24 protein-coding genes are annotated in these 23,930 nt (G+C 46.3%); 18 read left to right on the forward strand and 6 right to left on the reverse strand.

The features are described 5' to 3' along the window. The first annotated feature begins 48 nt into the window (after nucleotides 1–48). Nucleotides 49–300: a hypothetical protein gene (locus MCG98_RS05365; protein ID WP_240300762.1), complete on the forward strand. Its 252-nt coding sequence runs from the start codon at nucleotides 49–51 to the stop codon at nucleotides 298–300. A 147-nt stretch (nucleotides 301–447) separates the two neighbouring features. Here MCG98_RS05365 and MCG98_RS05370 read toward each other — a convergent pair whose 3' ends face one another. Together MCG98_RS05370 and MCG98_RS05375 are read right to left on the reverse strand one after the other, a co-directional pair. Beyond that, the gene (locus MCG98_RS05370) at nucleotides 448–1,623 is read right to left on the reverse strand and encodes an IS110 family transposase (protein WP_240300763.1); all 1,176 of its coding nucleotides are present in this window, start codon (nucleotides 1,621–1,623) and stop codon (nucleotides 448–450) included. A 271-nt stretch (nucleotides 1,624–1,894) separates the two neighbouring features. Then, the gene (locus MCG98_RS05375) at nucleotides 1,895–3,142 is read right to left on the reverse strand and encodes an MFS transporter (RefSeq protein WP_240300764.1); all 1,248 of its coding nucleotides are present in this window, start codon (nucleotides 3,140–3,142) and stop codon (nucleotides 1,895–1,897) included. A gap of 321 nt (nucleotides 3,143–3,463) precedes the next feature. On the opposite strand from MCG98_RS05375, the gene MCG98_RS05380 reads away from it, so the two are divergent. From MCG98_RS05380 to MCG98_RS05390, 3 genes are read left to right on the forward strand one after another with little or no spacing between them, the layout of a single operon-like run. Continuing rightward, nucleotides 3,464–3,823, forward strand: coding sequence for a DUF2089 domain-containing protein (locus MCG98_RS05380; protein WP_240300765.1), 360 nt, complete (start codon nucleotides 3,464–3,466; stop codon nucleotides 3,821–3,823). 25 nt (nucleotides 3,824–3,848) lie between these two features. Then, the gene (locus tag MCG98_RS05385) at nucleotides 3,849–4,235 is read left to right on the forward strand and encodes a hypothetical protein (RefSeq protein WP_240300766.1); all 387 of its coding nucleotides are present in this window, start codon (nucleotides 3,849–3,851) and stop codon (nucleotides 4,233–4,235) included. A gap of 11 nt (nucleotides 4,236–4,246) precedes the next feature. Beyond that, the gene (locus MCG98_RS05390; protein ID WP_240300767.1) at nucleotides 4,247–4,510 is read left to right on the forward strand and encodes a hypothetical protein; all 264 of its coding nucleotides are present in this window, start codon (nucleotides 4,247–4,249) and stop codon (nucleotides 4,508–4,510) included. 42 nt (nucleotides 4,511–4,552) lie between these two features. Here the strand turns inward: MCG98_RS05390 and MCG98_RS05395 are convergent, their stop codons facing one another. Beyond that, the gene (locus tag MCG98_RS05395) at nucleotides 4,553–5,572 is read right to left on the reverse strand and encodes an ArsR family transcriptional regulator (protein ID WP_240300768.1); all 1,020 of its coding nucleotides are present in this window, start codon (nucleotides 5,570–5,572) and stop codon (nucleotides 4,553–4,555) included. 155 nt (nucleotides 5,573–5,727) lie between these two features. Between MCG98_RS05395 and MCG98_RS05400 the strand changes: the two genes are divergently transcribed. The 6 genes from MCG98_RS05400 (at nucleotide 5,728) to ytvI (ending at nucleotide 12,840) form a co-directional block, all read left to right on the forward strand. Further along, a complete protein-coding gene (locus tag MCG98_RS05400; protein WP_240300769.1) occupies nucleotides 5,728–6,411 on the forward strand; it encodes a response regulator transcription factor in 684 nt (227 codons plus the stop codon). Beyond that, complete coding sequence (locus tag MCG98_RS05405) at nucleotides 6,408–7,328, forward strand: HAMP domain-containing sensor histidine kinase (RefSeq protein WP_240300770.1); 921 nt, start codon at nucleotides 6,408–6,410, stop codon at nucleotides 7,326–7,328. Before MCG98_RS05400 ends, MCG98_RS05405 begins: the two co-directional genes overlap by 4 nt. A 151-nt stretch (nucleotides 7,329–7,479) precedes the next feature. Then, entirely contained in the window at nucleotides 7,480–8,175 is a 696-nt protein-coding gene (locus tag MCG98_RS05410) for an ABC transporter ATP-binding protein (protein ID WP_240300771.1), read from the forward strand. Beyond that, on the forward strand, nucleotides 8,156–10,666 hold the full coding sequence (locus MCG98_RS05415; RefSeq protein ID WP_240300772.1) for an ABC transporter permease: 2,511 nt from the start codon (nucleotides 8,156–8,158) through the stop codon (nucleotides 10,664–10,666). The genes MCG98_RS05410 and MCG98_RS05415 overlap by 20 nt, the downstream gene beginning before the upstream one ends. Nucleotides 10,667–10,741: 75 nt before the next feature. Next, nucleotides 10,742–11,671 (forward strand): helix-turn-helix domain-containing protein, encoded by a 930-nt coding sequence (locus tag MCG98_RS05420; protein ID WP_240300773.1) that lies wholly within the window; start codon nucleotides 10,742–10,744, stop codon nucleotides 11,669–11,671. Between the two features lie 116 nt (nucleotides 11,672–11,787). Then, a complete protein-coding gene (gene ytvI / locus MCG98_RS05425; protein ID WP_240300774.1) occupies nucleotides 11,788–12,840 on the forward strand; it encodes a sporulation integral membrane protein YtvI in 1,053 nt (350 codons plus the stop codon). On the opposite strand, the gene MCG98_RS05430 is transcribed toward ytvI, so the two are convergent. Further along, on the reverse strand, nucleotides 12,815–13,690 hold the full coding sequence (locus tag MCG98_RS05430; RefSeq protein WP_240300775.1) for a LysR family transcriptional regulator: 876 nt from the start codon (nucleotides 13,688–13,690) through the stop codon (nucleotides 12,815–12,817). The genes ytvI and MCG98_RS05430 overlap by 26 nt on opposite strands. Nucleotides 13,691–13,818: 128 nt before the next feature. Here MCG98_RS05430 and MCG98_RS05435 point away from each other — a divergent pair, with 128 nt between their 5' ends. Together MCG98_RS05435 and MCG98_RS05440 are read left to right on the forward strand one after the other, a co-directional pair. After that, a complete protein-coding gene (locus MCG98_RS05435) occupies nucleotides 13,819–14,376 on the forward strand; it encodes a chromate transporter (RefSeq protein WP_240300776.1) in 558 nt (185 codons plus the stop codon). Between the two features lies 1 nt (nucleotide 14,377). Next, a complete protein-coding gene (locus MCG98_RS05440) occupies nucleotides 14,378–14,929 on the forward strand; it encodes a chromate transporter (RefSeq protein ID WP_240300777.1) in 552 nt (183 codons plus the stop codon). A gap of 31 nt (nucleotides 14,930–14,960) precedes the next feature. Here MCG98_RS05440 and MCG98_RS05445 read toward each other — a convergent pair whose 3' ends face one another. Beyond that, complete coding sequence (locus tag MCG98_RS05445) at nucleotides 14,961–15,305, reverse strand: TIGR04076 family protein (RefSeq protein ID WP_240300778.1); 345 nt, start codon at nucleotides 15,303–15,305, stop codon at nucleotides 14,961–14,963. Nucleotides 15,306–15,400: 95 nt separating this feature from the next. Here MCG98_RS05445 and MCG98_RS05450 point away from each other — a divergent pair, with 95 nt between their 5' ends. Next, the gene (locus tag MCG98_RS05450; RefSeq protein WP_240300779.1) at nucleotides 15,401–16,078 is read left to right on the forward strand and encodes a Crp/Fnr family transcriptional regulator; all 678 of its coding nucleotides are present in this window, start codon (nucleotides 15,401–15,403) and stop codon (nucleotides 16,076–16,078) included. Between the two features lie 231 nt (nucleotides 16,079–16,309). Then, on the forward strand, nucleotides 16,310–17,056 hold the full coding sequence (locus MCG98_RS05455) for an EFR1 family ferrodoxin (protein ID WP_240300780.1): 747 nt from the start codon (nucleotides 16,310–16,312) through the stop codon (nucleotides 17,054–17,056). 146 nt (nucleotides 17,057–17,202) lie between these two features. Here MCG98_RS05455 and MCG98_RS05460 read toward each other — a convergent pair whose 3' ends face one another. Then, nucleotides 17,203–18,246, reverse strand: coding sequence for a LacI family DNA-binding transcriptional regulator (locus MCG98_RS05460; RefSeq protein WP_240300781.1), 1,044 nt, complete (start codon nucleotides 18,244–18,246; stop codon nucleotides 17,203–17,205). A gap of 365 nt (nucleotides 18,247–18,611) precedes the next feature. Between MCG98_RS05460 and iolG the strand changes: the two genes are divergently transcribed. The 4 genes from iolG (at nucleotide 18,612) to MCG98_RS05480 (ending at nucleotide 23,834) form a co-directional block, all read left to right on the forward strand. After that, nucleotides 18,612–19,622, forward strand: a complete 1,011-nt coding sequence (gene iolG, locus MCG98_RS05465; RefSeq protein WP_240300782.1) for an inositol 2-dehydrogenase — start codon at nucleotides 18,612–18,614, stop codon at nucleotides 19,620–19,622. Nucleotide 19,623: 1 nt separating this feature from the next. Continuing rightward, nucleotides 19,624–20,412 carry a TIM barrel protein gene (locus tag MCG98_RS05470; RefSeq protein ID WP_240300783.1) on the forward strand — a complete coding sequence of 263 codons (789 nt, stop codon included), beginning with the start codon at nucleotides 19,624–19,626 and terminating at the stop codon, nucleotides 20,410–20,412. A 353-nt stretch (nucleotides 20,413–20,765) separates the two neighbouring features. Then, nucleotides 20,766–22,616, forward strand: a complete 1,851-nt coding sequence (locus MCG98_RS05475; protein ID WP_240300784.1) for a DUF975 family protein — start codon at nucleotides 20,766–20,768, stop codon at nucleotides 22,614–22,616. An 18-nt stretch (nucleotides 22,617–22,634) separates the two neighbouring features. Continuing rightward, nucleotides 22,635–23,834: a metallophosphoesterase gene (locus MCG98_RS05480; RefSeq protein ID WP_240300785.1), complete on the forward strand. Its 1,200-nt coding sequence runs from the start codon at nucleotides 22,635–22,637 to the stop codon at nucleotides 23,832–23,834. Nucleotides 23,835–23,930 lie beyond the last annotated feature (96 nt).

A 23,930-nucleotide genomic window follows, 5' to 3' on the forward strand; every position in this document is an offset into this window, starting at 1 on the left:
TTTGCACATATGGTTTAAAAAGCAGTACGAAAGTGGGGAACGGTAGCGGTGATAGAAGAAAACAGAACATTGCTTGGGCGCATCTATGTTGTTGCAGTAGCAATTCTGATCAGTTTTTGGTGTGTGGTTGCGGCGGGGAGTATAAAATTACGGCAGCTCGCCGGAAAGCTGGAGGAGACTCAGGTACAGCTCGAGGATGTGATGGAGACGGTGCAGGGGATCGAGGTTGACAGTTTAAACGAGACGATCCGAACACTGAATAAGATCATCGATCCCCTGAGAAAATTGATGGGTGAATAAAAAGACTAACTATTAAAAGTCAAGTCCTAAACTAAATTTTTGAATGAATTGCAGAAATGCATTTCAGATATATTTAAACTTTGAAAACTGCATGACAAACAGAGCATCTTTACAGGTGCTCAAAAAGGAGATCGGAAAGCAAAAAAGTTAAGCGGTTGGGATGTATGGCAGCCCGGATTTTTCTAACTGATAAATCACTCTGACAAGTTTTTTTGCTGCATGAGATACTGCAACATTATAGTGCTTACCCTCGGCCCTCTTTTTGGCGAGGTAGGCAGCGAATGTCGGATCCCAATGGCAGACAAATTTAGCCGCATTAAAAAGCGCATAGCGTAGATACCTTGAACCGCGTTTCTCCATATGGGAATAACAGGATTCCAACTGACCGGACTGATAGGTTGATGGGGATAATCCTGCATAAGCCAAAATTTTATCAGGAGAATCAAACCGGGAAAAATCGCCGACTTCAGCCAAAATCATAGCACCCATCCGGTAACTGATTCCTGGAATGGTAAGAATCGGAGAATGAATGCCATCCATGATAAGCTTTATTCCCTGTTCGATTTCATCAATCTCGGCATTTAGCTCACCAATTAATTTCAAGGTGTGCTTGAGTTCGAGCGATTTGGCCGGCATATTTGACCCGATTGAGGTTCTGGCAGCCTCCCGAAACAAGAGGGCGGTATCCCGTCCATAACGTCCGTTGGAGGCTTCGTGAAGCAGGTGGGTCAGTTTGGTAAGATGAGCGTAGGAAATATGGAAAGCACCGGGGAATTCGCTAAGCAAAGCAGAAACAGATGCCATATGGAGTGTGGGTACTAATTTCTCCAGTTCAGGGAAGAGAATCGTAACCAGCCGTGAAACAGAAGTTTTCAGTTTTGCCCGCTCTTTGACTTTATCAAAACGGTAACGGGTTAGTGACTTGAGTTCTTCGTTGTGATAAGATGTGTCTGAGTAGGACTTTAAGTTCACATCAGACATGAGCATTGTAGCAATCGTATGGGCATCAGCTTTATCCGTTTTCGTCTTTCTAAGGCTTAGACTTTTTCTGTAAAGATTGGTATGTAACGGGTTGATAACAAAGGTGGTCAGACCTTTATCAAGAAGATATCCCAAGATGTTATAACTGTAGTGTCCAGTGGCTTCAAGCCCTACTTTTACATTGGTTAACTCATCTGTAACGGATTCTATTTTCTGATAAAGTACATCAAAACCAATGCGGTTGTTTGGAATGGTAAATGCTTTGAAAAGCACTTCACCATCTGAATTCGTGATAAAGCAATCATGCTTATCCTTGGCAACATCAATGCCTGCGTATATCATGACAAAACTCCTTTTAAAGTATTTGATACTGTTTTTAGACCACGGGATCTCTCTGCAATTGTAACCTCGTTCTAAATAAACCGTCATGCGGTATCTAACTGATTAACAAATGAACAAAGAGACTGTGGTTAGAGCCTTTTTAAAACCATCAAGTGGTAGGAGGGATTCACTAATCCACAGTATCTAAAATCAGCATAGCGTATACCTAAGAAAAGGTAAAGAAAAGCTATGACTATATAATACGAGGAGGGATTCCCCTCCTTTTTTGCGCTCAGTGTTGTTTTAGCTGTTCTTCTGTTTTTCTGAAAAAATGTTTTGCCGCAAGGCCGGTTACGCACAGGATGACTGCGGAAGGGAGCAGTACAAAATAAATATTATTTGAAAAAACGTCAAACAGTATACCGTAGATAATCTGTCCCAGAGGCTGTGCACATAAGGAAATCGTTGCGGTATAAGCCATGACTTTCCCAATCATACGTTCCGGTGTCAGCTGCTGAATGATGGACAGGCAGAAAATAGAAAACACGCAGGCTGCAATCTGAATCAAAGCGAAAAAGGCGATCAGTGTTACATATCTCGGAAAAGTGCCGATGGGAATATAAAAGATCAGCCCTGCAGGAAGCAGAAACAAACCAATGCACAATATGGGAAGGTTCAGATTTCCGGTCCTGAATCTTGCTGCGGCCAGCCCGGCGATCACACTGCCGGCGAGACCGGCAAAACCCAGGATACTTTCGGCTGCACCGTAGTAACTGGCGCTCAGCCCGAGAACTGACCGTATGATAAACGGAAGCCCCACCAGAGCAACCCCCTGAACAAAAAACGCAGTGACCGATACCAGAAGCAGAGTTTTAAGAATAGAAGGCCTTACCCGGGATATAAAATGTGTACTGGCCTTCAGGTCATGTTTAACAATTTGCAAAATGTGTCCGTTTGTCTGTTGAGGTATGTAGTCAAGCCGGATAAAATATTCGAATATGGATGTTATAAAGAAACAGATAACGCCCGCATACATGACCGGTTTTAAACCAAAAGAAGAGTAAAGCATGCTTCCGATGAAGGGGGCGGCCAGGGTAGAAACGGCGGCGATCTGGTTGACAACTGCATTTCCGCGGACGATGTTATCACCCGTCTGCATCTGAGGAATACATGCCTGCACCGTGGGGCTCTCAAAGGTTCCTAAAACTGACAGGGCGATAAGAGCCGTACATATCACGGTAAGGTCGCTGACGCGCCCCATCATAAGTGCCGCCAGCAGTGTGACGACACCCGATATAAAATCCAGAGCGACCATGATACTGCGTTTGTTTGCACGGTCGGCAAGTACACCGGCAAGAGGGGATAAGAGAATGGCAGGCAGCATGGCAGCAGCCAGAAAACCGGCAAAAACAGCCGCAGAGCCCGTCACTTCCAGGACATACATTGACATTGCAAAATCAAGGATGCAATTGCCGAACAGAGAACTTGCCTGCCCTGCGACGAGTAATGTAAAATTTTTTGTAAATAGTTTGTTTTTCATAACGCCTCCTGAAATAAATCTAATTAGTTAGATATCCATCTAATGATACGACATACAAAAACACCTTTTGTTAGATGTATATAAAATATATAACATATTATTAGATGTAAGTCAAATATATTGGACTTATATCAACACTGAAGTGATCACTTATCGGCGCCGCCTCATTTGAAAAACCAGATTAAAATATTAAAACGAAGCACATATAAAGTGAATGTGAAAATTAAGAAAATTAATATATAAATTAAAAATATTAATTTCCGTATTGACTTTTATGATGAACGAGGTTATATTATTATCAAACAGAAAGGAAGTGACGGTATGAATAAGGTCATTAGCCGCTGCCCGGTGTGTGATCACGAGCTGACTGTGGCAAGACTCAAATGTGATGCATGTGACACAGTCATAGAAAATAATTTTCGGCTCGGAAAATTTGATTACCTGTCAGAGGGAGAACTGTATTTTACAGAGACTTTTATCCGATGCAGGGGAAATATCAAAGAGGTGGAAAAGGAACTGGGAATTTCTTACCCCACAGTTCGTTCAAAACTGGACGCAGTGATTAAAAAACTTGGTTATGAAACGGAACCTGACGAACAGGCAGTTAAAAAAGAAGAAATTTTAAAAGCACTGGAGAACGGAGAGATAACCGCAGAACAGGCGATAGCACAGCTAAAATAGGATTCATAAAATATGGAGGTTCATGATGGACGAAAAAATGAGGATTTTAAAAATGGTAGAAGAAGGGACAATTACAGCAGAACAGGCGTCAGAACTGATGGCAGCCATGAACGTGGAACTGCCGGTACAGCAGACAGCTATTGTAAAGAACAGTTATGATAAAAAAATGTTCCGCGTTATCGTAGACAGTGTCTCAGGCGATAAGGTAAATATACAATTTCCGGTAGGGGCTATCAAAAAAATACTGAGGGTGACGGGCAAACTTCCGATTCCTGAAAAAGATCTGGAGGGCATCGACCTGTCCAGCATGATGGACGCTATCTCTGAATGCCTGGAAGACGAGATAGAAGGCGATTTTGTCAACGTGGAGGCGGCAGACGGAACTACGGTCAGGATATTTGTTGACAAATAGAGGGTAAGTGTATGAAAGTAAAAATCAGGACAAAAGATTTTCGGTTCTCGATGCCTGTGCCCGTCAGCATGATCGGGTTCGTCGTAAAAATGATTCCTGACAGGGTGTTTGAGGATATAAGAGTTCATACACCGGATCCTTACCGCTGTCTGATCACAAAAGATAATATCAGTATGATACTGAGTGAATGCCTGGATATTCTGAGAGAGAATAAAGGCCTGGAGGCTGTCCATGTGGAGGCGGCAGATGGAACTTTTGTGTCGATAAAGCTTTAAAGGGAGCAGAATTGCTCCCTTTTTTGGTTCAGACAAAATTTTTTATATAGAAAAAATGGAGTGCAGCTTAGAGAGAAGATCTCTGAGGGTATCCTTAGAGAGTGTGTAATATACCCGCCCGTCTCTTTTCTCAACGTTTACAAGCTGATAAGTCAACAATACACTCATATGGTGGGAGACCGTCGCTGCTGTCAGATTCAGTTCCTCGGCTAATTCCAGATTATATTTTGGAGAAGTCATCAGCGAAAGCAGGATGTCGAATTTACTGCCGTCACTCAATGCTTTCAGGACCGGGAGCAGATTGCCACGAAAGTTTTGCGGTTTCTTCATCATTTGATACACATCGGCCACAAACAGACCGATATAGGCATTGCTGGTGGTTTCATTTGTATCGATTAGTTCGCCTGTTGGGAAAATCATGACTGGCGTCAGCACAGCATCTTCTTTCATAGCCGAACTTATATATTCGCCTGATGGGAAGTTTGCCAGAAGTTTATCCAAGGGCTTTCGGATAGCGGTGACAGCTTTTTCGTAAGCTGGGATGCTGTTAACTACAATGGCTGTGAGATTTTCAAGCTTCTTTTTTGGCGACTGCATGATCAGCATAAGCTTCCAGCAAATTTCGGAGGAAAAACCGACAGCCTGAAGTAACTGGATCAGTTCGTCCGTGGAAGGCGGTGCTGCGAAAGACTCTGCGTCGTCCGCAGTGAGCCTGTTTGCAAAAGCCAGAACAACAGCATCTTCCGTAATGCCGCCCGGATCACCCTCAAACCATTCGGTGTGTTCGGCACAGACAGTCTGAAGAAACAATATAAAATCATCGGCCTCGTCTGAAAAGAAAAAATCAAAATCCTCCAGATTTTCTGCGGTCATGTTCTTCTGAAATGCAGTTAGATATTTCTTATATGTGGCACCGGCCTTCTGGTAAAGCTCATCGCCGTTGATCCCGTGCTCAGCAGCTGCTTTATCCCAAACTTCCTTTGCCAGGCCTTCCGGGTGTGTACTGCTGTACAGCAAACCAATGATTTCAAAATATTTATTTAAATTCCTGTTGATCGTCATGTCTGTTTACACACTCCTTGGATAGATGTTTCTATTGTAGAGTATCATTGGGAAATGTGCAAGCGTTAACCGTATGTTTCCAATGATACTGGCTATTCGGGCGGCAGTTTGATACAATATGAAAGAAACAATCATGAAGTGGGGAGTCTTGAAAGATGAAGCAGTTTATTATGATACTTGAGGATGATGAAGATCTGGCGGAGGGGATTACGTTATCCCTGAACAGCCCCAAACTGGAATTTGTCCGCTGTCAGACGATAGCCGATGCCAGGGAAATGCTGAAAAACAGAATGTTTGACCTGCTGATCCTGGATATCAACCTGCCAGACGGAAGCGGTCTGAAATTCTGCCGTGAAATCCGCAGAACCAGCCGGACGCCGATTGCACTTCTGACGGCAAAAGATATGGAGCTGGATATTGTGACAGGATTTGAGTGCGGGGCGGACGATTATATCACAAAGCCGTTCAGCCTTATGGTGCTTCGAGCAAGAATACGCGCTCTGCTCAGGCGGAATGTAGAAGAACAGAAGTCGGAATACAGAGATGGTGTTTTCCGTTTTTATTTTGATAAGATGGAATTCTATAAAAACGGATGTCTGACAGAACTGAGCAAAACAGAGCAGAGAATTTTATATCTGCTCGTCTTTAATGAAGGAAAAATACTGACGAGAGAACAGCTGCTTGAATGGGTATGGCCGGAAGGTACAGAATATGTTGAAGACAATGCCCTGTCGGTGGGCATTCGGAGGCTGAGGGACAAGCTGGAAGATACATCTTCAAAACCTGTTTTTATTAAAACGGTCTATGGTAAAGGCTATATGTGGGAGAGAGGTCTGTGAACGGCTATATTTTGACTGCATTGATCACGCTCGGTCTGAGTGCTTTCCTGTGCGGGGCTGTCATAATACGTTACCGCAGGAAAACGGAGAACACGCTAGACAGTCTTCTTCAGGCACTGGATGGGGCTGTCGGCGGAGAACTGCCTGCCGCATCCTGTGATGAATCGCTGGACGGGGCGGTCAGAGAGAGGCTGAACCGTGTGGTGCAGATCACCAGAATGCAAAGTGATATAGCCAGGGAGGAGCGCGATGTTATCAAATCCCTGATTTCTGATATCTCTCATCAGGTGAGGACACCGCTTACGAATATCATGCTCTATACGGGACTCTTAAAAGAACAGAGCCTGGAAGAGGGGGCTGCCGCGCTCACTGACAAGATTGACCGGCAGACAGAAAAGCTGGATTTTTTCATGAGAGAGCTCGTAAAATCGTCCTATACAGAGCAGGCGATGATTTCCGTAAGCCCGGAGATGATAAATGTGGAAGAAGTCATAGATACGGCATGCCAGATGACAGAATTGGCCGCCATGAAAAAGAACATCGATTTGAAGATAGAAAAGACAGAGGCGTTTTGCTATGCGGATAAAAAGTGGACCACAGAAGCGCTTGGGAATGTTTTGGAAAATGCAGTGAAATATTCCCCGGAGCAATCCGCTGTTCAGATCACAACTGTTCTGTATGAGTCTTTTGTCTGCGTTAGGGTGCGGGATGAGGGTATCGGGATCAGGGAGGAAGAGCAGGGAAGGGTATTCGAGCGGTTCTACCGATCGGATGTTGTCAAAAATGAGCCTGGTTTCGGGATCGGTCTTTATCTGGTGCGCGCTGTGCTTTCAAAGCAGGGAGGATATGCGAGGATTAAGTCTAAGCCTGGAGAAGGGACGACGGTGGAAGTATATTTAGCGCGGACAAAAGTGTGAAGAATGCAGTCATTATCATATAGTGACTGCATTTTCAATTGTGTCAGATATGTCACCTTTGAGAAAGGTTTGAGAAAGAATACTTTGCTATGATGTAGCTGCCCTGAACAGTTACAATAATAGTTCAACGTCAGAGAAGAGGAGGTGCATAATGAATATTTTAGTTACAAAACAACTGAAAAAGTATTATGAAATGGGAGAAAATGTGGTCCGCGCACTGGACGGAATTGACCTGACAGTCGAAAAGGGTGAGTTCCTTGCTATCGTCGGGAAGTCTGGAAGCGGCAAATCAACACTTTTGCATATGCTTGGAGGACTGGACATTCCTACATCCGGCAAAGTAATTGTGGAGGGAAAAGATATTTCTGAAATGTCGAAGGATGAACTGACCATATTCCGCAGGAGAAAGATAGGGTTTGTATTTCAAAGCTATAACCTGCTTCCGCTTATGAATGTGTACGAGAATATTGTGCTGCCAGTCAGACTGGACGGCATCAGGCCCGACCAGAGGTATATCGGAAGAATTATAGAACTTTTGGGGCTTACGGAAAAAAAATACGTGATGCCAAATCAGCTCTCAGGAGGACAGCAGCAGCGGGTAGCGCTGGCCAGGGCACTGGCGTCCAAGCCTGCGATCATTCTTGCCGATGAGCCGACCGGGAATCTGGACAGCCATACCAGTCAGGATGTTCTGGGGCTGATCAGGACAACGAGTGAGCGCCTGGGCCAGACCATTGTGATGATCACGCACAATGATGAGATTGCCCAGATGGCGGGGCGAATCGTACGGCTTGAGGACGGAAGAATCTGCGGAGGTGACAGCGGTTATGATCAGAGTGCGGAATAAAAAAGTTGTGGCTGAAGTGGCACGTACTACCTGCAGAGCAAACAGAAAACAGAATCTGCTCGCAGCGTTTGCCATTTTACTGACGACGTTTCTGATAGCTGTCGTACTGGCACTCGGCGTCAGCTACTGGAACACTGTCTCGCTCAGACAGGTGAGGATGAACGGGATGGACTATGATATTGAGCTGACGGAACCCAGAGAAGATCAGATCAAAAAAATCCGTTCGATGGACGAAGTCAGATATGCAGGAGTGGCTGTTAAATGTGCTGTACTGGAGCAGTATCTGGGCAGAATGCTGGACAAGACGAGATTATACTGGCTGGATGAGACCTGTTGGGAAAAGCAGACAATCCCGGCGCTGGAGCGTTATGAGGGCAGTTATCCCGAGAAGGAACATGAGATCATGCTCTCATGGAGTGTGTTAAAAGCGATGGGTATCGAGCATCCGAAAAAGGGCATGGTTCTGCCGCTTGATTACTTCACGCTGGAGGAAGGCTCCAATGAAGAAATTCTGGAACAGGATTTTATCCTGACCGGCTGGTTTGTCGATTATACCGGGAGAGACAGCGGATATATATCCAGAACTTTCTTTGAGCGGACGGGGGTGAAACAGACAGATTTTACCCAGGGGTGCCTGAAAATTTCGTTGAATCACGCATTGTATTCAGAGGATGATATTGTAAAGATGCAAAATAATATCGATCTGGGATATAATCAGATCATAGAGGCTGATTACGATATGATAGAAAGTTTTTGTAAAACTGCAATCGGGCTTGCGGGGATGCTGGCCATGATCTTTATAAGCGGCTATCTGTTCATTTATAATACCATGTACATTTCAATTTCAAAAAATATCCGGTATTACGGGCAGTTGAAGACGATCGGTATGACTTCAGTTCAATTGAAAGGCATCATTTACCGCCAGGCACTTGGGAATTTTCTGATCGGAGCGCCGCCGGGGCTTGCGGCAGCAGCGTTGCTTGGCAGGGCCGTGATTCCTGAGATCCTGCATCTGCTCAACGCGTCACTGGGCACAGGGGAGGTCGTGCAGGCACAGCCGTGGGTTTTTATAACAGCGGGGGCATTTGCATTTTTGACCAATATAGTGAGCAGCAGAAAACCGGCAAAGATGACCGGGGAATGCTCTCCGATTGAGGCCATCAGGTATACAGGAGGTTTGGGGAGCGGCAAAGCGCGGGAGAGAGAAGGCGGAGGCATTGTCTTTATGGCATTTCAGAATATGTTCCGGAATAAAAAGCAGGCGGTCGTAATCTTTCTCTCTCTGATCATAGCGGTATCCGTGTTTCTCATCGTGAATGTATATATCAGGGAGAATGACGCGAAGTTAATATTGGATACGATCTGCTCCCGGGATATTGAATTTAAAAATGAAACCACGCTGGAGGACGACAGGCAGCAGCTGATCACGGACGACAGGATTGCCCGGACAGAGGCGGTCCCGGGGGTGAAGCGTGTGCGCAGGGTATCATCAACCGCAGCTGTTGTTCCGTATCAGGAAGAGATATACGGGACATATCTAAGAGAATTGTATGAGTCGAGATACAGCCCGGGAAATTACGAGGAGGATATGGTATCGTATCAGAAAAATCCGGAAAATGGCCGTTTTATGCCGCGTTTTATCGGCATTGATGAGGCGGGATTTGAAGTACTGAATGAATCGCTGGGAAATGTGCTGGATAAAACGGAGTTTGAAAATGGAGAGACAGCTGTGTTGGTCAGTTATTTTACGGACGGGGACAGTGGTTTAACGGGAAAGACGGTCCGCTTCTCACTGCCAGAAGGGCGGGAGCCTGAAAAAGAATATTCTGTCCGGATCGCAGCGGTCGGCGATGGGACCATCAATCCGGCGTACTTTGCAGGAGGTTATATACCGGATATTATTGTCAGTGAAAAATATGCGAAAAAACTGCTGGGGGAGACATTTGCTGAGCTGATCGATATAGAGTATCAGAGAGCCTATTCAAAAGAAACAGAACAAAAAGTAAAAGAAGTTTTCGCCGGAGACAAAAAGATCTCCTGGGAGTCGAAACTGGAGCGGTATGACGACATGAAAAATTCTGAGATGCAGGTTAAAGTGCTGGGGAACAGCATCGGGATCATCATGGCGGTTCTGGCAGTGCTGAATTATCTGAATATGATGGCAGCCGGTATCCAGAACAGGATGCACGAGTTTGCTATTCTGGAAAGCATTGGCATGACTTCCGGACAGATCAGAAAAATGCTGACGCTCGAAGGAGCAGGTTATGCATTGATTTCAATTATGGCAGCAATCCTGACCGGCATTCCGTTCAGTTACGTAGTTTTTCAGAATATGAATATTTACCGTATCCCCTATACGATTCCATGGCGGGAGAATCTGTTTTTATTTACAGTGATCGCGTGTCTGTGTATGATCATGCCGGCATTGATATACCGTAAGACCCAAAAAGAGAGTATGATTGACAGGCTGCGCAGAAGTGAGGAGCAGTGATATGCAGAGCATTGACAGTCAAGCGGGAATATCCCGCGTCATGTTATTCTTTCCTGAAAGAAGGAGGTACAACAAATGTATGCATGGGAGCAAATCCAGAAAACACTGGACTATATCGATGAAAACCTTGGGGAACCGCTGAAGATTAAGCAGCTTTCTGAGATAGCGGCGTTGTCGCCGTTCTACTATCAGCGGCTTTTTGGTCGCCTTGTGAAAAAGCCCGTGATGGAATATATCAGGCTGCGGAGGCTTGCCAGAGCAACCGAGGTGCTGGCGGACAACGACAACAGGATCATAGATATTGCGCTGGACCTTGGTTTCCAGTCACATGAACATTTCACGAGGACTTTTAAAGAGACCTTTGGCATGACACCGGACGAATACCGCGGCAATCCCATACCTTTGAACCGGATGACAAAACCGCAGCTTCTGCTGAACTATGTGTTTCTGGACGAGGGAATACCGCTGGTCACTGATGGTATTGTCCTGGAGATCAGCAGACGTACACTGAAGACACCGGAATATTTTATCGGCATGGAGAAAAAGATGCCGGTCCAGTTTCTCGACGGACTCGGAGTGGAGTCGGGAGTTGATCCGCTGGACACTCTGTGGCGTACGTTTCATGACCAAAAAAGAGAACTGGATATTCTGGTCAATGAGGGGGATGAAATTGGTGTGGCATATCCATGCTGCGAGGAGGGGTATTTCACTTATTTTGCAGGCGGCGAGGCAAAGGACAGTGAGGGGAGAGACGGATACAAAAGCTGGCAGCTTTCCCCGGGCGAATATCTCATCTGTTCGTTCGAGGCTGAAAATTTTGAGACATTGGTCATGGATACCCTCTATAAAGTGCAGCAGTATGTATTCGGCACGTGGCTTCCCAGGCGTCAGCTGCAGACAGAACCCTTCTGCGCGGAACGTTATGCGAGCCACAGCCGGGATACGAAGAATATGGAAATCTGGCTGAAGCTGTCTGCCCGGGGCGTGGGCGATCTCCCGCAGTGATGTCAGGAAGATAGAAGCAGAAAAAGTTTTCATTGTGCAAGAAGATATCTGTCAACCGGTTTCAGCATATAATTTCTCAGTGTATGTACTGTGGGCGGGCAGGTCAGGAGTGTGTAATGGAAAAAAAAATAAACTTTATGGTCAATGTAGGATATTATCTGACGATTTCTGTGATGATAATCTGGGGCGTTCAATATCTGTTACCAATGGTAATGCCGTTTCTGATCGCTTTTCTTGTGGCGGGAATACTCAACCGCCCTGTGAGAAAAGTTTCAGTAAAAAAACCAGCGATTCAAAAACCGGCAGCAGTTTCTTTAACAGCAGGAGTTTATATTTTTTTGGTTTTTCTGATGATCATAATTGGAAGTAAAGTCACAGGTTTACTCGGAGGACTGCTGGTCAAATTACCGGATGTTTATATCCGCGAGATCCTGCCCTGGCTGAATGAAGTGATAGATAAGATTATATCCATATTTGCCAGAGGGGACAAGACGACAATATCCATGCTGGATAAGAGCCTGAATGAGCTCACACAAAATCTGGGCCAGTGGGTTTCTCAGGTATCTGTAAATGCATTATCATTCGTTTCGGGTTATGTGGCGGGAATACCTGGTCTTGTGGCTAAAACTATCATTACAGTGGTGGCGACCTTCTTTTTTTCTGCGGATTACGATAGGATTGTGGGAGCTGTGGAAGGGATAATCCCTGAAAAATGGAAAAGCTGCTACAAAAAAATGAAAATGTACAGTCTGAGTGTCATTGGCGTGTATATCCGGGCGTATATTCTGCTGATGGCCATCACATTTGTGGAACTCAGCGCAGGGCTCCTGCTGATGCGTGTGCCGCATGCCGTGCTCATAGCGCTGGCGATCGCCGTGTTTGACATGCTACCGGTCCTCGGTACCGGAGGAATTCTGATCCCGTGGGGGATTGTGATGGCAGTCCGCGGGGATCTGAAGACAGCGGCAGGGATGCTGATCCTGTATCTTGTCACCACTGCTGTCAGAAATATCCTGGAACCCGGATTGGTAGGAAAGCAGATCGGGCTGCATCCGCTGGCAGCACTGATCGCCATGTTTATGGGGCTGAAGCTGTTTGGCCTGGCAGGCATGATCGGCCTGCCCGTCTGTCTTTCCGTTATTGTTATTGCGCATCGCAGAGAAGAGTGAGGAAAGCCTTCATGGGGGCGTTAAGGTATTTGTCCCGGTGCCATATTGCTGACAGTTCGCTGCGTAAAGGAAGTCCGTCAACGGACAGGCGGACAAGATCACCGTTCCTCAGTGAATTTTCTATAAGGAGATCAGGAAGAACGGTGATGCCAAGCCCTGATTTTGCCGCTTCGATCAGTGCAAGGGAATTGACGCTGGTCCATGAGGGTCGGACGGTATGTCCGGCGAGAAGAAGCATACTGTCAAGCACATCACGGATGGCACTTCCTTTTTCGCGCAACAACAGGCTTTGACTGCAAAATGATCCCAGATCCATTGGGGCTGACGTACATAAATAACCGGGGGCACACACAGCATTCAGGGCATAGGCAGCAAATGTGCGGCAGGAAAAACATCCCTGGGGACGTGAGCCTTCGATCAGTGCGAGATCAGCTTTTCCGAGACGCAGGATATCCATCGCGTTGGCTGCACTTACGACCTCGACTGTGACCTCGACATTTGGCCACTGTGCCTGAAAGGTTTTCAGCAGGGACGGAAGCCAGAAGGCAGCGATGGTGATACTTGAGACAATGTGGATGGGAGCTTCACCTTCCAGACGGTCCATGCGGTCTTCCAGTGCCTCGCAGGCGGCCAGAATGGGAAGCACGTCTTCGAGCAGAAGCCGGCCGCTTCTGGTGAGCTGTACGCGCTTGCCTAACCGGTCAAACAGGACTGTCCCTGTGCGTGCCTCAAGCTCACGGATGGCCAGGGAAACAGCCGGCTGTGTGATAAACAGCTTAGACGCCGCTTTTGTAAAATTACCGGTTTCGGCGACTGTTTGAAATATCAGAAAATGCCGGAGAGACATCATGGCAGAATCCTCCTGTTCCATAAGTAAAATTTATGATTATTATAAAATAATATCGTTTTTAGTATGGGGTTGCAAGTGATATAATGAAAAACAGAGAAACGAAAAAGAAAGCAGGAGATGACAAGAAGATGCGGAAAAAAATGAAACTGTGGGTGTGGCTTTCAGGAATCAACCTGTTTATCAGTGCATTCACATTTGGCGGGGGATATGTAGTAGTACCGATGATTCGAAAATACTATGTTTTTCAAAAAAAACTGTTCAGTGAGGAAGAATTGATGGATATGGCAGCGATCGCCCAGTCATCCCCGGGGGCGATCGCTGTCAATCTGTCTGCACTGGCGGGATATCGGACGGCGGGTGTGCCTGGAATAATAATCAGTGCCGTCTCGGCGGTGATCCCGCCGCTGGTCATACTGGCGGTGATTTCCGCCTGGTATGCGGCATTTGCCGCGAATACCGCGATTGCAGCTGTTTTAAATGGTATGCAGGCAGGGGTTGCCGCACTGATTGTAGATTTTGTGGTGGACATGACGGGAATGATACTGAAAGAAAGATCTCTGATGCTGACGTTGATGATGCCGGCATGTTTTGTGGCATGTTTCATTTTTAATATCAATGTTGCGGTGATCCTGATCGTCTGCTGCTGCCTGTGCGCGGCACAGGTCTGGATTGGAAGGGGGCGGTGAGATGAGAATCTGGCAGCTTTTTATGGCATTTTTTCAGATTGGTCTGTTCAGCATCGGGGGAGGCTACGCGGTCATTCCTTTGATTCAGGAGCAGGTGGTGGCCAGCCACGGGTGGGTTTCTCAGCAGACGTTTACAGATATCATCACTATTTCCCAGATGACACCCGGACCCCTGGCGGTCAATACATCAACTTTTATCGGGCTGCAGGTGGCAGGCATCCCCGGAGCGGTGCTGGCAACCTTCGGATGCGTTATCTCCGGGGTTGTCATATCTTCCGCACTATACAGCTTCCTGAAGAGACACCGGAAATCTGTCTATGTACTGGAGATTTTCCGTGGTTTGAAAGCGGCTTCATCGGGACTAATCGCATCTGCAGCGGTTACAATCCTGATGGTGGCATTTACCGGAGATGCACAGTGGACGGGGAGGAGCAGTATTGACTGGACTGTGGCAGCGATTTTTATGGTCTCCCTGTTCTGCCTGAAAAAATGGAAATTAAATCCAATCCTGGTTATCGTGGCAACAGGTATCCTTGGAGGGCTTATCAGGTAGGGGCGCGGGGCAACGGTTGTCTGTCGTATGATCAGCGTACAGGGATATAGTCCGGCGTGGATTCTTCGTCGGTTGCTTCCAGCCTGAAGATAACGGGCCGGAGACCGTCATTACAGCTGCAGATAGCGACACCGGGCTTCCTGATCCAGTCACCGTAGTAAAACAGTTTTGTTTTCAGGCCGTGTGACAGGGCAAATACATACTGATAAATTGCTTTCCACGCCTCGTCACAGAGGCCATCGGGTTTTGCATAGTCTGCGTAGAACTCCTGGCCTTCTTTCAGCATCGGACAGGCGGTCAGTCCGCTTGCACCGTACTCTTCGGCTAATTCCTTGTCCAGGGTAGTTTTCAATACTGTGATTTTAACTTTTTTCATGTTTTTTTGCTCCTTCTTCTTATTTTTTTTAAAACTGTGATAAAATACAAATATGATGGTTACTGATCTGTAAAGCGGAAGGATGGTGATTTTCTGTGCTCACACCACGTTATTTTTTTACAAATGATTTCAGCCGGTTTGATGAGTATTTCCTCTCACAGCCGCACAGGAAACGGATGATTGCCAGGGGGGAATACCTGTGGGAGCCGGGACAGCCGTTTCAGAGAATTCATTATATTCTTTCCGGCATTGCACAAAATTGCCTGGAGCACGAGAACGGTCATCGAAAGATCATTTCATTTCACAGCATTCGGACCGTGTTTCCAGGATACCATCAGCAGGATTTTAAAATTGAAAGTGCGCTTGTCACGAAAGCGATCTCAGACATGCAGGTGCTGGAGTTCACGAAGGCAGAGTTTCGTACAATGTTTGAGAGCAATCCGCAGCTGAGTGCGGCAGTCGTGGAGTGGTATTCTACATATGTAAATCTGCTGCTGTATGAGGCTGCCCATCAGGAATACAATCATTCGTTTATCAAGCTGTGTAATCTGCTGTATTTGTTTGCCCGGAATGTATCTGAAAGTACGGCATATATTATTCAGCTGACACAGGATGAAATTGCGGATATCCTCGCCGTTAACCGTGTAAATCTGGCCAGACACTTTGCGCGTCTCAGAAACGAACAAATCATTGCCACACATCGGAAATGGATTGAGATTATTGACCTGCCTGCACTGGAAAAATACTGTTCCGAGGAAACGCTGCTGCGCTGATATGTCGGCGGAATACGGTTACATTTTACAATGAGGAGGATATTATGTCTGTAATAAAAGCTACATTTCCGCGGAGGATGGTGCACATAACCTGTGGAGCAGGTTTCTTTCGTTATCGTCGCGACTTCCTTTACCAATGAGCCGCCTGGGAAAATATATGTTATACTATGGTTGTTTAACGAAATCTGTGCCGGTCAGAGGGGGCATGGCTAAAAGGAGTGAGGAAGCTGCATGATTTTATATTTTAGTGGAACAGGAAACAGCGCGTATATTGCCAGACGGGTAGCTGAATTGACCGGGGACAGTCTGATCTCGATGAATGACAGGATTCAGGGACATGATTTTACAGACATAGAAACAGATAACAGTCTGGTCTTTGTAGTACCTGCCTATGCGTGGAGAATTCCGCGGGTTGTGGAGGCATGGATTGACAAAACCCGTTTCAGGGGGAACCTGCAGGCTTACTTTATTATGAACTGCGGCGGCAATATCGGAAATGCCGGCAAGTATATCAAGAAGCTCTGCGATCGAAAAAAGATGACTTATATGGGAGTTACGGGTATTATCATGCCGGAAAATTATATTGCCCTTTACGAAGCGCCGGATAAAGCAAAAGCGAGACAGATTGTTGAAAAGGCAGAGCCTTTGATTATGTCGGCAGCAGAGATAATCCACAGGGGAATGGCATTTCCTGAATATAAGTATAAAGTTGCTGACAGATTAAACAGCTCCGTGGTAAATTCTGTGTTTTATCAGTTTATAGTTAAGGCAAAGAAATTCAGGGCTTTGGATAACTGTACAGGGTGTGGAAAATGTGTAAAAGAATGTCCGCTTAATAACATCCGGATCGCAGATAATAAACCCGTATGGGGAAAGAACTGTACCCACTGTATGGCATGCATCTGTAAATGCCCGGCAGAAGCTATTGAATATGGAAAAAACAGTGTCGGTAAAGAGCGTTACCAATGTCCGTTGTAGATTCTGTTCAGCTGCGGGGTATCGGGTCTTATGAAAAGATATGCAGGGGTCTTCTGAAAGATCAGCCGTAGAGTAAAATCTACGGCTTTTTCTGTGCAACCGCTCCTGATACTGCTGTTCCATATGATCAATGGATAACAGGGGCTTTACAGATTCTGTGAACAGATAATAGAAATCTGATTTACCGTGTCCTGATGTGTAATGATCTTATCCTTATGAAGGTAATCACGCAGGTAGATAAGCGGCAGATAGCCCTGCTGGAACAGATCCTGTGAGATGGAAAAGTCAATCTCTCCGCTTTGCAGCAGAGAACGTGTGCGTTCTGAGATATCGTGGCAGATCACTCGGGTTTTCCCTGTACACGCTGCCGCCTCCACGGCCCTGACACAGGCGGAGACGCTGCGGTTTGCCATATAGACGGCAGCTATATCACCGCTATCCTCAAAGGCCTGCAGGATCTTTTTGTAAGTAATCTGATAGTCATTGTAAGTCTCGATCACTTCGATCTGTTCATTTGAAAAACCGATCTCCTCCATACGGTCACAGAAACCCTGAAGCCTGGTGCGGTGTCCGTCGAATTCCAGATTTCCTACGGCGGCAAGTATCTTACCCTCCTGCGGAATACATTTTCCTATCAGTTCAGCGGCGATGCGCCCGCTTTTTTTATAGTCCTGTCCCACGAAGCAGAGGCGCCGGCTGTCGGGCAGATCGGAGTTGAATGTGATCACCGGGATTCCCTGTTCAGTGAGCCGGGCGATTCTGTCCTTGATAGCAGGGTCATTGACGGTACACAGAGCAATGCCCTGTACATCCTGATGGATCAGATTTTCCAGTTTTTCCAGATTTTCCTCGGGTATATCGGTCTGGCATTCCTCGACGATGACTGTTACATTGAAGTCAGACAGTTCTGAGCGAGCCGCCTCGATGCCGTCTGAGACTTCCCATTTGAAATGTCCGGACCAGTTGGGCAGCAGCACACCAATCTTAAGCGGTGTGAAATTCTGATTCAGCAGTGTTTTCTGATAGGCATTTCTGGGTGAGAGGTATCCGGTCTTCTGGATGGCATCCATGACCCGTTCATAGACTTCCGGACTGACATGGGCACGGCTGTTCAGCACGCGGTCCACGGTACCGCGTGAGACACCGGCCATATCTGCCACCATCTGGATGGTAGGTTTTTTATTTATCATAATGTGGATATTCCTTTCATAATGCAGTCCACAGACATTGGGCGTGTGCAAAAGCACATGACAAACAACAAAACAAATGGTTTTATATAGTTGGATTTTAACACAGGCACAGAGTATTTGTAAATAGTACGTTCGGTAATTTCACTAATTAAAACACAGGGGAACCCGCGTAAAATAAGGATTTTTGAAAATAGATATATGCAAAATCAACAAAATATATGATAAAAAAATAACGCATATTGACATCCGATGATTGAGCAGATATAATCATAAGTGCAAAAGCACAAATGTTACAAAAGCACAAAAAGTTGAGACAGGAAATGAAAATTGTTACTGGGAATCAAGGATTATCGGGAGGATTTGCCATGAAAGCGGGAATTATCGGAGCGGGAAGAATCGGTAAGGTACATGCAAAGAATATTGCAATGTTCGTGCCGGAGGTTGAGATCAAGACGGTTGCTGATCCATTTATGAATGATGAGACAGAAAAATACCTGAAGACAACCTGCAGAGTTTTAAATGTGACAAAAGATGCGGAAGACATTCTGAATGACCAGGAAATAGAGGCTGTGCTGATCTGTTCTTCAACAGACACACATTCCAAATACATAATAGAAGCGGCAAAAGCCGGAAAACATATCTTCTGTGAAAAACCGGTTGATTATGATCTGGCAAAAGTACATGAAGCGATCAACACGGCAAAAGAAGCCGGCGTAAAGCTGCAGATCGGATTCTGCCGCCGTTTTGACCACAATCACAGAGGCGTGTATGACATGGTCAGGGCAGGAAAAGTCGGAGATGTTCAGATGATCAAGATCAGCTCCAGAGACCCGGAGCCGCCGTCGATCGACTATGTGAAAGTATCCGGCGGGATCTTCTATGATATGATGATCCATGACTTTGACATGGCACGTTTTCTGGCAGGGGCAGAGGTGACAGAGGTGACCGCAGCAGGTTCCGTCATGATTGATCCTGCCATCGGAGAGGCTGGAGATGTAGATACAGCGGTCGTTATGCTGAAATTTGAAAATGGTATCATCGCAACTATTGACAACAGCCGGAAAGCCGTTTATGGTTATGATCAGAGGGTGGAAGTATTCGGATCAAAAGGCTGTGTGCGCAATGAAAATGATGTGCCGAACACCGTGGTATTATCAGATGAGTGCAGGACCAGCTATGAGAATACTTACAAGATCATGTGGGACCGCTACACAGGAGCTTTCGTTTCCGAAATCCAGGCTTTTGTGGATGCGATCGTAAATGATAAAGAAACCCCTGTAACCGGTATCGATGGGTTATACCCGGTACTGATGGCAGCAGCGGCAACCAGGTCCCTGAAAGAGGGAAGACCAGTAAAAATTTCGGAGGTAGAATAAGATGGGTGTAAAAAAATGTGCATGTATTGACACGCTGTATACAGAGCTTCCATGGGAAGAGCGATTTGCGGCAGCGAAAAATGACGGTTTTGAAGCGGTAGAATTCTGGGACTGGAGAATCCGTGATCTGGAAGCGACCAGAAAGGCAGCCGAGGCGGCAGGTATCATGATCAGCGGATTCAACGGAGATGCTGATTATTCTCTGGTGGACCCGACACATAAAGAAAAATATATTGACTATCTGAGACAGTCTGTTCAGGCGGCAAAAACAGTTGGTGCGAAAAGTGTCACCATCCATTCCAATGCGCTGGGTGACGGCGGCGTTGTAGTGAACCACTATGATGATCTGTCTGATACGGTGAAGCTTTGCTCCATGTATGACATGCTGCTGGAATGTGCGAAGATTGCAGAGGAGGAAGAGATCAACCTGAATCTGGAAGCTTTGAACATTACCACAGACCATGTTGGAAACTTCCTGAAATACACACAGATGGGGGCTGAGATATGCCATCTGATCGGTTCTCCGAGACTGAAACTTCTGTACGATGTTTACCATATGCAGATCAATGAAGGATGCATCTGTGATACCATCACGAACTATGTCGATCAGTTCGGTCATATCCATGTAGCGGATGCACCGGGACGTCATGAGCCGGGAACAGGTGAGATCAACTACAAAAAAGTGCTGAGACATCTGGAAGCATGCGGTTATCAGGGTCTGGTGGGATACGAATTATTCCCGCTGACAGACACGGCAGCCGCTGTAAAAGCAATCATGGAAGAATGCTGATAAAAAAACTAATATTACATAAATAAAAAGCTCCCCCTGCAGCGGGCCGTTTGGAAATCGGCCGGGCAGGGGGAGTTTCTTTCGCTTAAAAAAGGAGGGCCGGGGTGATAACCCCGGCAGGTATGAAAAAGAAACTATATGATAAAAGTAAAATGATTTTTACTGGTAAAATCAGTATAACCGAAAAATGTGTGCAGAGTGTGACAGAGAAATAAATGATTTCTGAAGAGATTTTGAAGAAAAAAGAAAAAAATATGCACTATTTATGATACAATGAACACAGTGTGAACAATATGAAAAATGGGGTAGGAGTAAAGGAACATCATAAGTAATTTGATGCGGGAGGAAACAAGATGTTATCCAGAAAGGATATGAAAAAAAGAGGAAGACATTCTTTAAAGAAACACTATCTGATGTTCGTGGCGGTCTGCATGATTGCCGGATTTTTAGGGGCGGAATTCACGAATTCCCTCAATATGATCAGATCTTATTCAGAGGAGAATATACAGATTTCCGGCAATGAGAAAGCCGCTTCCACAGGTGCACTGAGCGGGGGCAGGGGAATGTCGGATGTGCTGGACGAGATTCTAAGCGGCAGAGAGGAAGAGGGGAAAAAGCTGTCTGATGAGCTTACCAGGCAGCAGATTGAACAGGCAGAAAAAGGAAACCCTGCGCTCGGAAGAAGCAGGGGTGTACTGGCACAGGCTGTCAATGCTGTCAGTTCCGGTTCAATTTTTGTCACGATCATCTCGGCTTTAAATTCTGTGATCGGCTCAGAGAGTATCGCGATTGCAATTTTGATCATTGCCAGTCTGCTGCTGTCATTTGGAGTATGGTTTTTCATAAACAATGTATATACGGTCATCTCCAGACGAATCTTCCTGGAAGGACGATGCTACGATAAAGTCCCCGTGCAGCGTTTCATGTTTTTGCTCCGGGTTAAAAAATGGCTCAGGGCATCCTGGACAATGCTGGTCACCTATGTACTGTATACCCTCTGGTGCCTGACGATCGCAGGCTGGGTGATAAAGCGATATTCCTACTATCTGGTACCGTATATTGTGGCGGAGAATCCGGATATCCCTGCACTACGGGCGATCACCCTTTCCAGAAAAATGATGAAAGGGCACAAGTGGGAATGTTTTATCTTTGAACTGTCGTTTATCGGGTGGAATATTCTGGACCTTGTCTCCTTTGGCTTATGCGGTATTTTGTATTCTAATCCATATAAAGTGGCTGCGTTCAGTGAATACTATACACAGCTGCGCAGTCAGGCGAAGGCGGCAAATATGGAAGGCACTACATATTTAGATGACGCTTATCTGTTCGAGAAACCAGATGAAAGTCTTTTGGAAGAAAAATATGCAGACGTGCTTGCGGTCATAAAGGAGCCGCCGGCAGAGATGGAAAAACTAGGGGGGCTCCGCGGCTTTTTTGTCAATTACCTGGGCATTATACTGCTGAATACAAGAGAAGAAAAAGAGTATGAAAAACATCAGGCACGGAAAATCCAATTCCATGCATTGACATATGTAGTGGAAGGCAAAGTATATCCGGGCAGGCTTTCCCCCATCCCGGAGGCCATGAAGCGTACCAGGGTGGAAACACTGAACTATATGCGCCACTATTCGGTCTGGTCGCTTGTGATGCTGTTTTTCAGCTTTTCATTTGTGGGGTGGCTCTGGGAGGTCAGTCTGCATCTGATCTCTGACGGAGAGTTTGTGAACCGCGGGGTACTGCACGGACCATGGCTGCCGATCTATGGTTCCGGAGCAATTCTGATCCTGGTACTGCTGAACAAAGTGCGCAGATACCCGGCTCTGGAGTTCCTGTGCGCTGTTGTCCTGTGCGGGATCGTGGAGTATGGCACGTCATATTACCTGGAAGTGACCCATAACGGCAAGAAGTGGTGGGATTACAGCGGTTATTTCCTGAATCTGCACGGGAGGATCTGTGCGGAGGGGCTCCTGGTGTTCGGCATGGGAGGAGTGGCATTCGTGTATATCCTGGCGCCGCTTCTGGACAATGTATTTAAGAAAGTTCAATACAGGATTATGATTCCTGTCTGTGCAGTGCTTTTGGCTGCGTTTATCACAGATCAGGTGTATTCCTCAAAACATCCGAATACGGGCAGGGGAATCACGGATTATGAGGCCTGCTGTGGAGAGTGGCTGATACCCGGATGCAGGCGGACAATCATATAAAAAGAAGGAGCTTGGTATATGCTGGCAATCTATTTATCACCGATATATATTCTGCTGAATCTCTATATTATACGGTGGCTGATCTGGTGGATGAGTGCCTGCAGCAGACATTTTAAGAAAAAATGGGTGCGCGCGGCGGTTGTTGTGACCTATTCGTTTTTTGCGCTCTCGCTGGTCATAGGCTTTTTGCTGCCGGTCGGAAAGCCCCAGCGCTTTATGAAACTGATCGGGAATTACTGGCTGGGCGTACTGCTCTATGTGATTCTGACGGTTATCATAGCGGATATGATCAGGGTGATCCTGCTCAGAATACCGCGCGTTGACAAGAGAAAGCTGCGGTCGAGGAGAACTTTTGTGATCACCGGGACGTTTTGTATTGTGCTAATTACGGCGGTCAGCCTCTGGGGGGCTGCGAATGCCAGGATTGTACGGACTACCAGATACGATGTGACGGTAGATAAGAGTGCGGGTGATCTGAAGTCACTGAATATCGTGCTGGCGGCAGATCTGCATCTGGGGTATAATATCGGATGCCGCCAGATGGAACGGATGGTCAGGAAGATTAATGCGGAAAACCCGGATCTTGTAGTTTTCGCAGGAGATATCTTTGATAATGAATACGAAGCGCTGGACGATCCCGACAGGCTGATAAGCATATTGAAAGGCATCAAGAGCCGATATGGGGTATATGCCTGTTATGGCAATCATGATATCGAGGAAAAGATTCTTGCAGGATTTACATTTCACAAAAAAGGTGATAAGAAAGTGAGCGATATTCGAATGGACGGGTTTCTGGAGAAAGCAGGGATTCAGCTGTTAATGGATGAGGAAGTGCTGATTGATGACAGCTTTTATCTTTACGGACGCCCGGACCTGGCGAAGCCCGGGCGGGGGATTGCAGTCCGAAAGACCCCTGAAGAGATTACAGAAAATATGGATCATTCCAAACCTATCATCGTGATGGACCATGAGCCAAAGGAACTTCAGGAACTGGCAGATGCCGGGGTGGATCTGGATCTGTGCGGGCATACACATGATGGACAGATGTTTCCCGGAAACCTTACGATTGAACTGATGTGGGAAAACGCCTGCGGGTACCTGCAAAAGGGGAAGATGCATAATATCGTCACATCGGGAGTCGGGCTGTTTGGTCCGAATATGAGAGTGGGCACGATCGCAGAAGTCTGCCAGATTACGGTACATTTCAACGGGAACTGAAATCCGGGTGTTTTCGCAAGAAAGTCCATATTCAGCCGGGAGAGGCGGCAGAATGCGATAAAAACGTATTGAAAATACACAAAGTTTTCCATATCG

Origin of the sequence: Ruminococcus sp. OA3, assembly GCF_022440845.1 — a bacterium.
GTDB lineage: Bacteria > Bacillota > Clostridia > Lachnospirales > Lachnospiraceae > Ruminococcus_G.

Coding starts and splice junctions, on each gene's coding strand:
- MCG98_RS05395 (WP_240300768.1), bottom strand. CDS start 5,572: ATGACGATCAACAGGAATTTAAATAAATATTTTGAAATCATTGGTTTG.
- MCG98_RS05470 (WP_240300783.1), top strand. CDS start 19,624: ATGGGTGTAAAAAAATGTGCATGTATTGACACGCTGTATACAGAGCTT.
- MCG98_RS05430 (WP_240300775.1), bottom strand. CDS start 13,690: ATGATGTCTCTCCGGCATTTTCTGATATTTCAAACAGTCGCCGAAACC.
- MCG98_RS05455 (WP_240300780.1), top strand. CDS start 16,310: ATGATTTTATATTTTAGTGGAACAGGAAACAGCGCGTATATTGCCAGA.
- MCG98_RS05410 (WP_240300771.1), top strand. CDS start 7,480: ATGAATATTTTAGTTACAAAACAACTGAAAAAGTATTATGAAATGGGA.
- MCG98_RS05390 (WP_240300767.1), top strand. CDS start 4,247: ATGAAAGTAAAAATCAGGACAAAAGATTTTCGGTTCTCGATGCCTGTG.
- ytvI (WP_240300774.1), top strand. CDS start 11,788: ATGGAAAAAAAAATAAACTTTATGGTCAATGTAGGATATTATCTGACG.
- MCG98_RS05475 (WP_240300784.1), top strand. CDS start 20,766: ATGTTATCCAGAAAGGATATGAAAAAAAGAGGAAGACATTCTTTAAAG.
- MCG98_RS05370 (WP_240300763.1), bottom strand. CDS start 1,623: ATGATATACGCAGGCATTGATGTTGCCAAGGATAAGCATGATTGCTTT.
- MCG98_RS05435 (WP_240300776.1), top strand. CDS start 13,819: ATGCGGAAAAAAATGAAACTGTGGGTGTGGCTTTCAGGAATCAACCTG.
- MCG98_RS05375 (WP_240300764.1), bottom strand. CDS start 3,142: ATGAAAAACAAACTATTTACAAAAAATTTTACATTACTCGTCGCAGGG.
- MCG98_RS05420 (WP_240300773.1), top strand. CDS start 10,742: ATGTATGCATGGGAGCAAATCCAGAAAACACTGGACTATATCGATGAA.
- iolG (WP_240300782.1), top strand. CDS start 18,612: ATGAAAGCGGGAATTATCGGAGCGGGAAGAATCGGTAAGGTACATGCA.
- MCG98_RS05460 (WP_240300781.1), bottom strand. CDS start 18,246: ATGATAAATAAAAAACCTACCATCCAGATGGTGGCAGATATGGCCGGT.
- MCG98_RS05400 (WP_240300769.1), top strand. CDS start 5,728: ATGAAGCAGTTTATTATGATACTTGAGGATGATGAAGATCTGGCGGAG.
- MCG98_RS05445 (WP_240300778.1), bottom strand. CDS start 15,305: ATGAAAAAAGTTAAAATCACAGTATTGAAAACTACCCTGGACAAGGAA.
- MCG98_RS05385 (WP_240300766.1), top strand. CDS start 3,849: ATGGACGAAAAAATGAGGATTTTAAAAATGGTAGAAGAAGGGACAATT.
- MCG98_RS05415 (WP_240300772.1), top strand. CDS start 8,156: ATGATCAGAGTGCGGAATAAAAAAGTTGTGGCTGAAGTGGCACGTACT.
- MCG98_RS05380 (WP_240300765.1), top strand. CDS start 3,464: ATGAATAAGGTCATTAGCCGCTGCCCGGTGTGTGATCACGAGCTGACT.
- MCG98_RS05480 (WP_240300785.1), top strand. CDS start 22,635: ATGCTGGCAATCTATTTATCACCGATATATATTCTGCTGAATCTCTAT.
- MCG98_RS05440 (WP_240300777.1), top strand. CDS start 14,378: ATGAGAATCTGGCAGCTTTTTATGGCATTTTTTCAGATTGGTCTGTTC.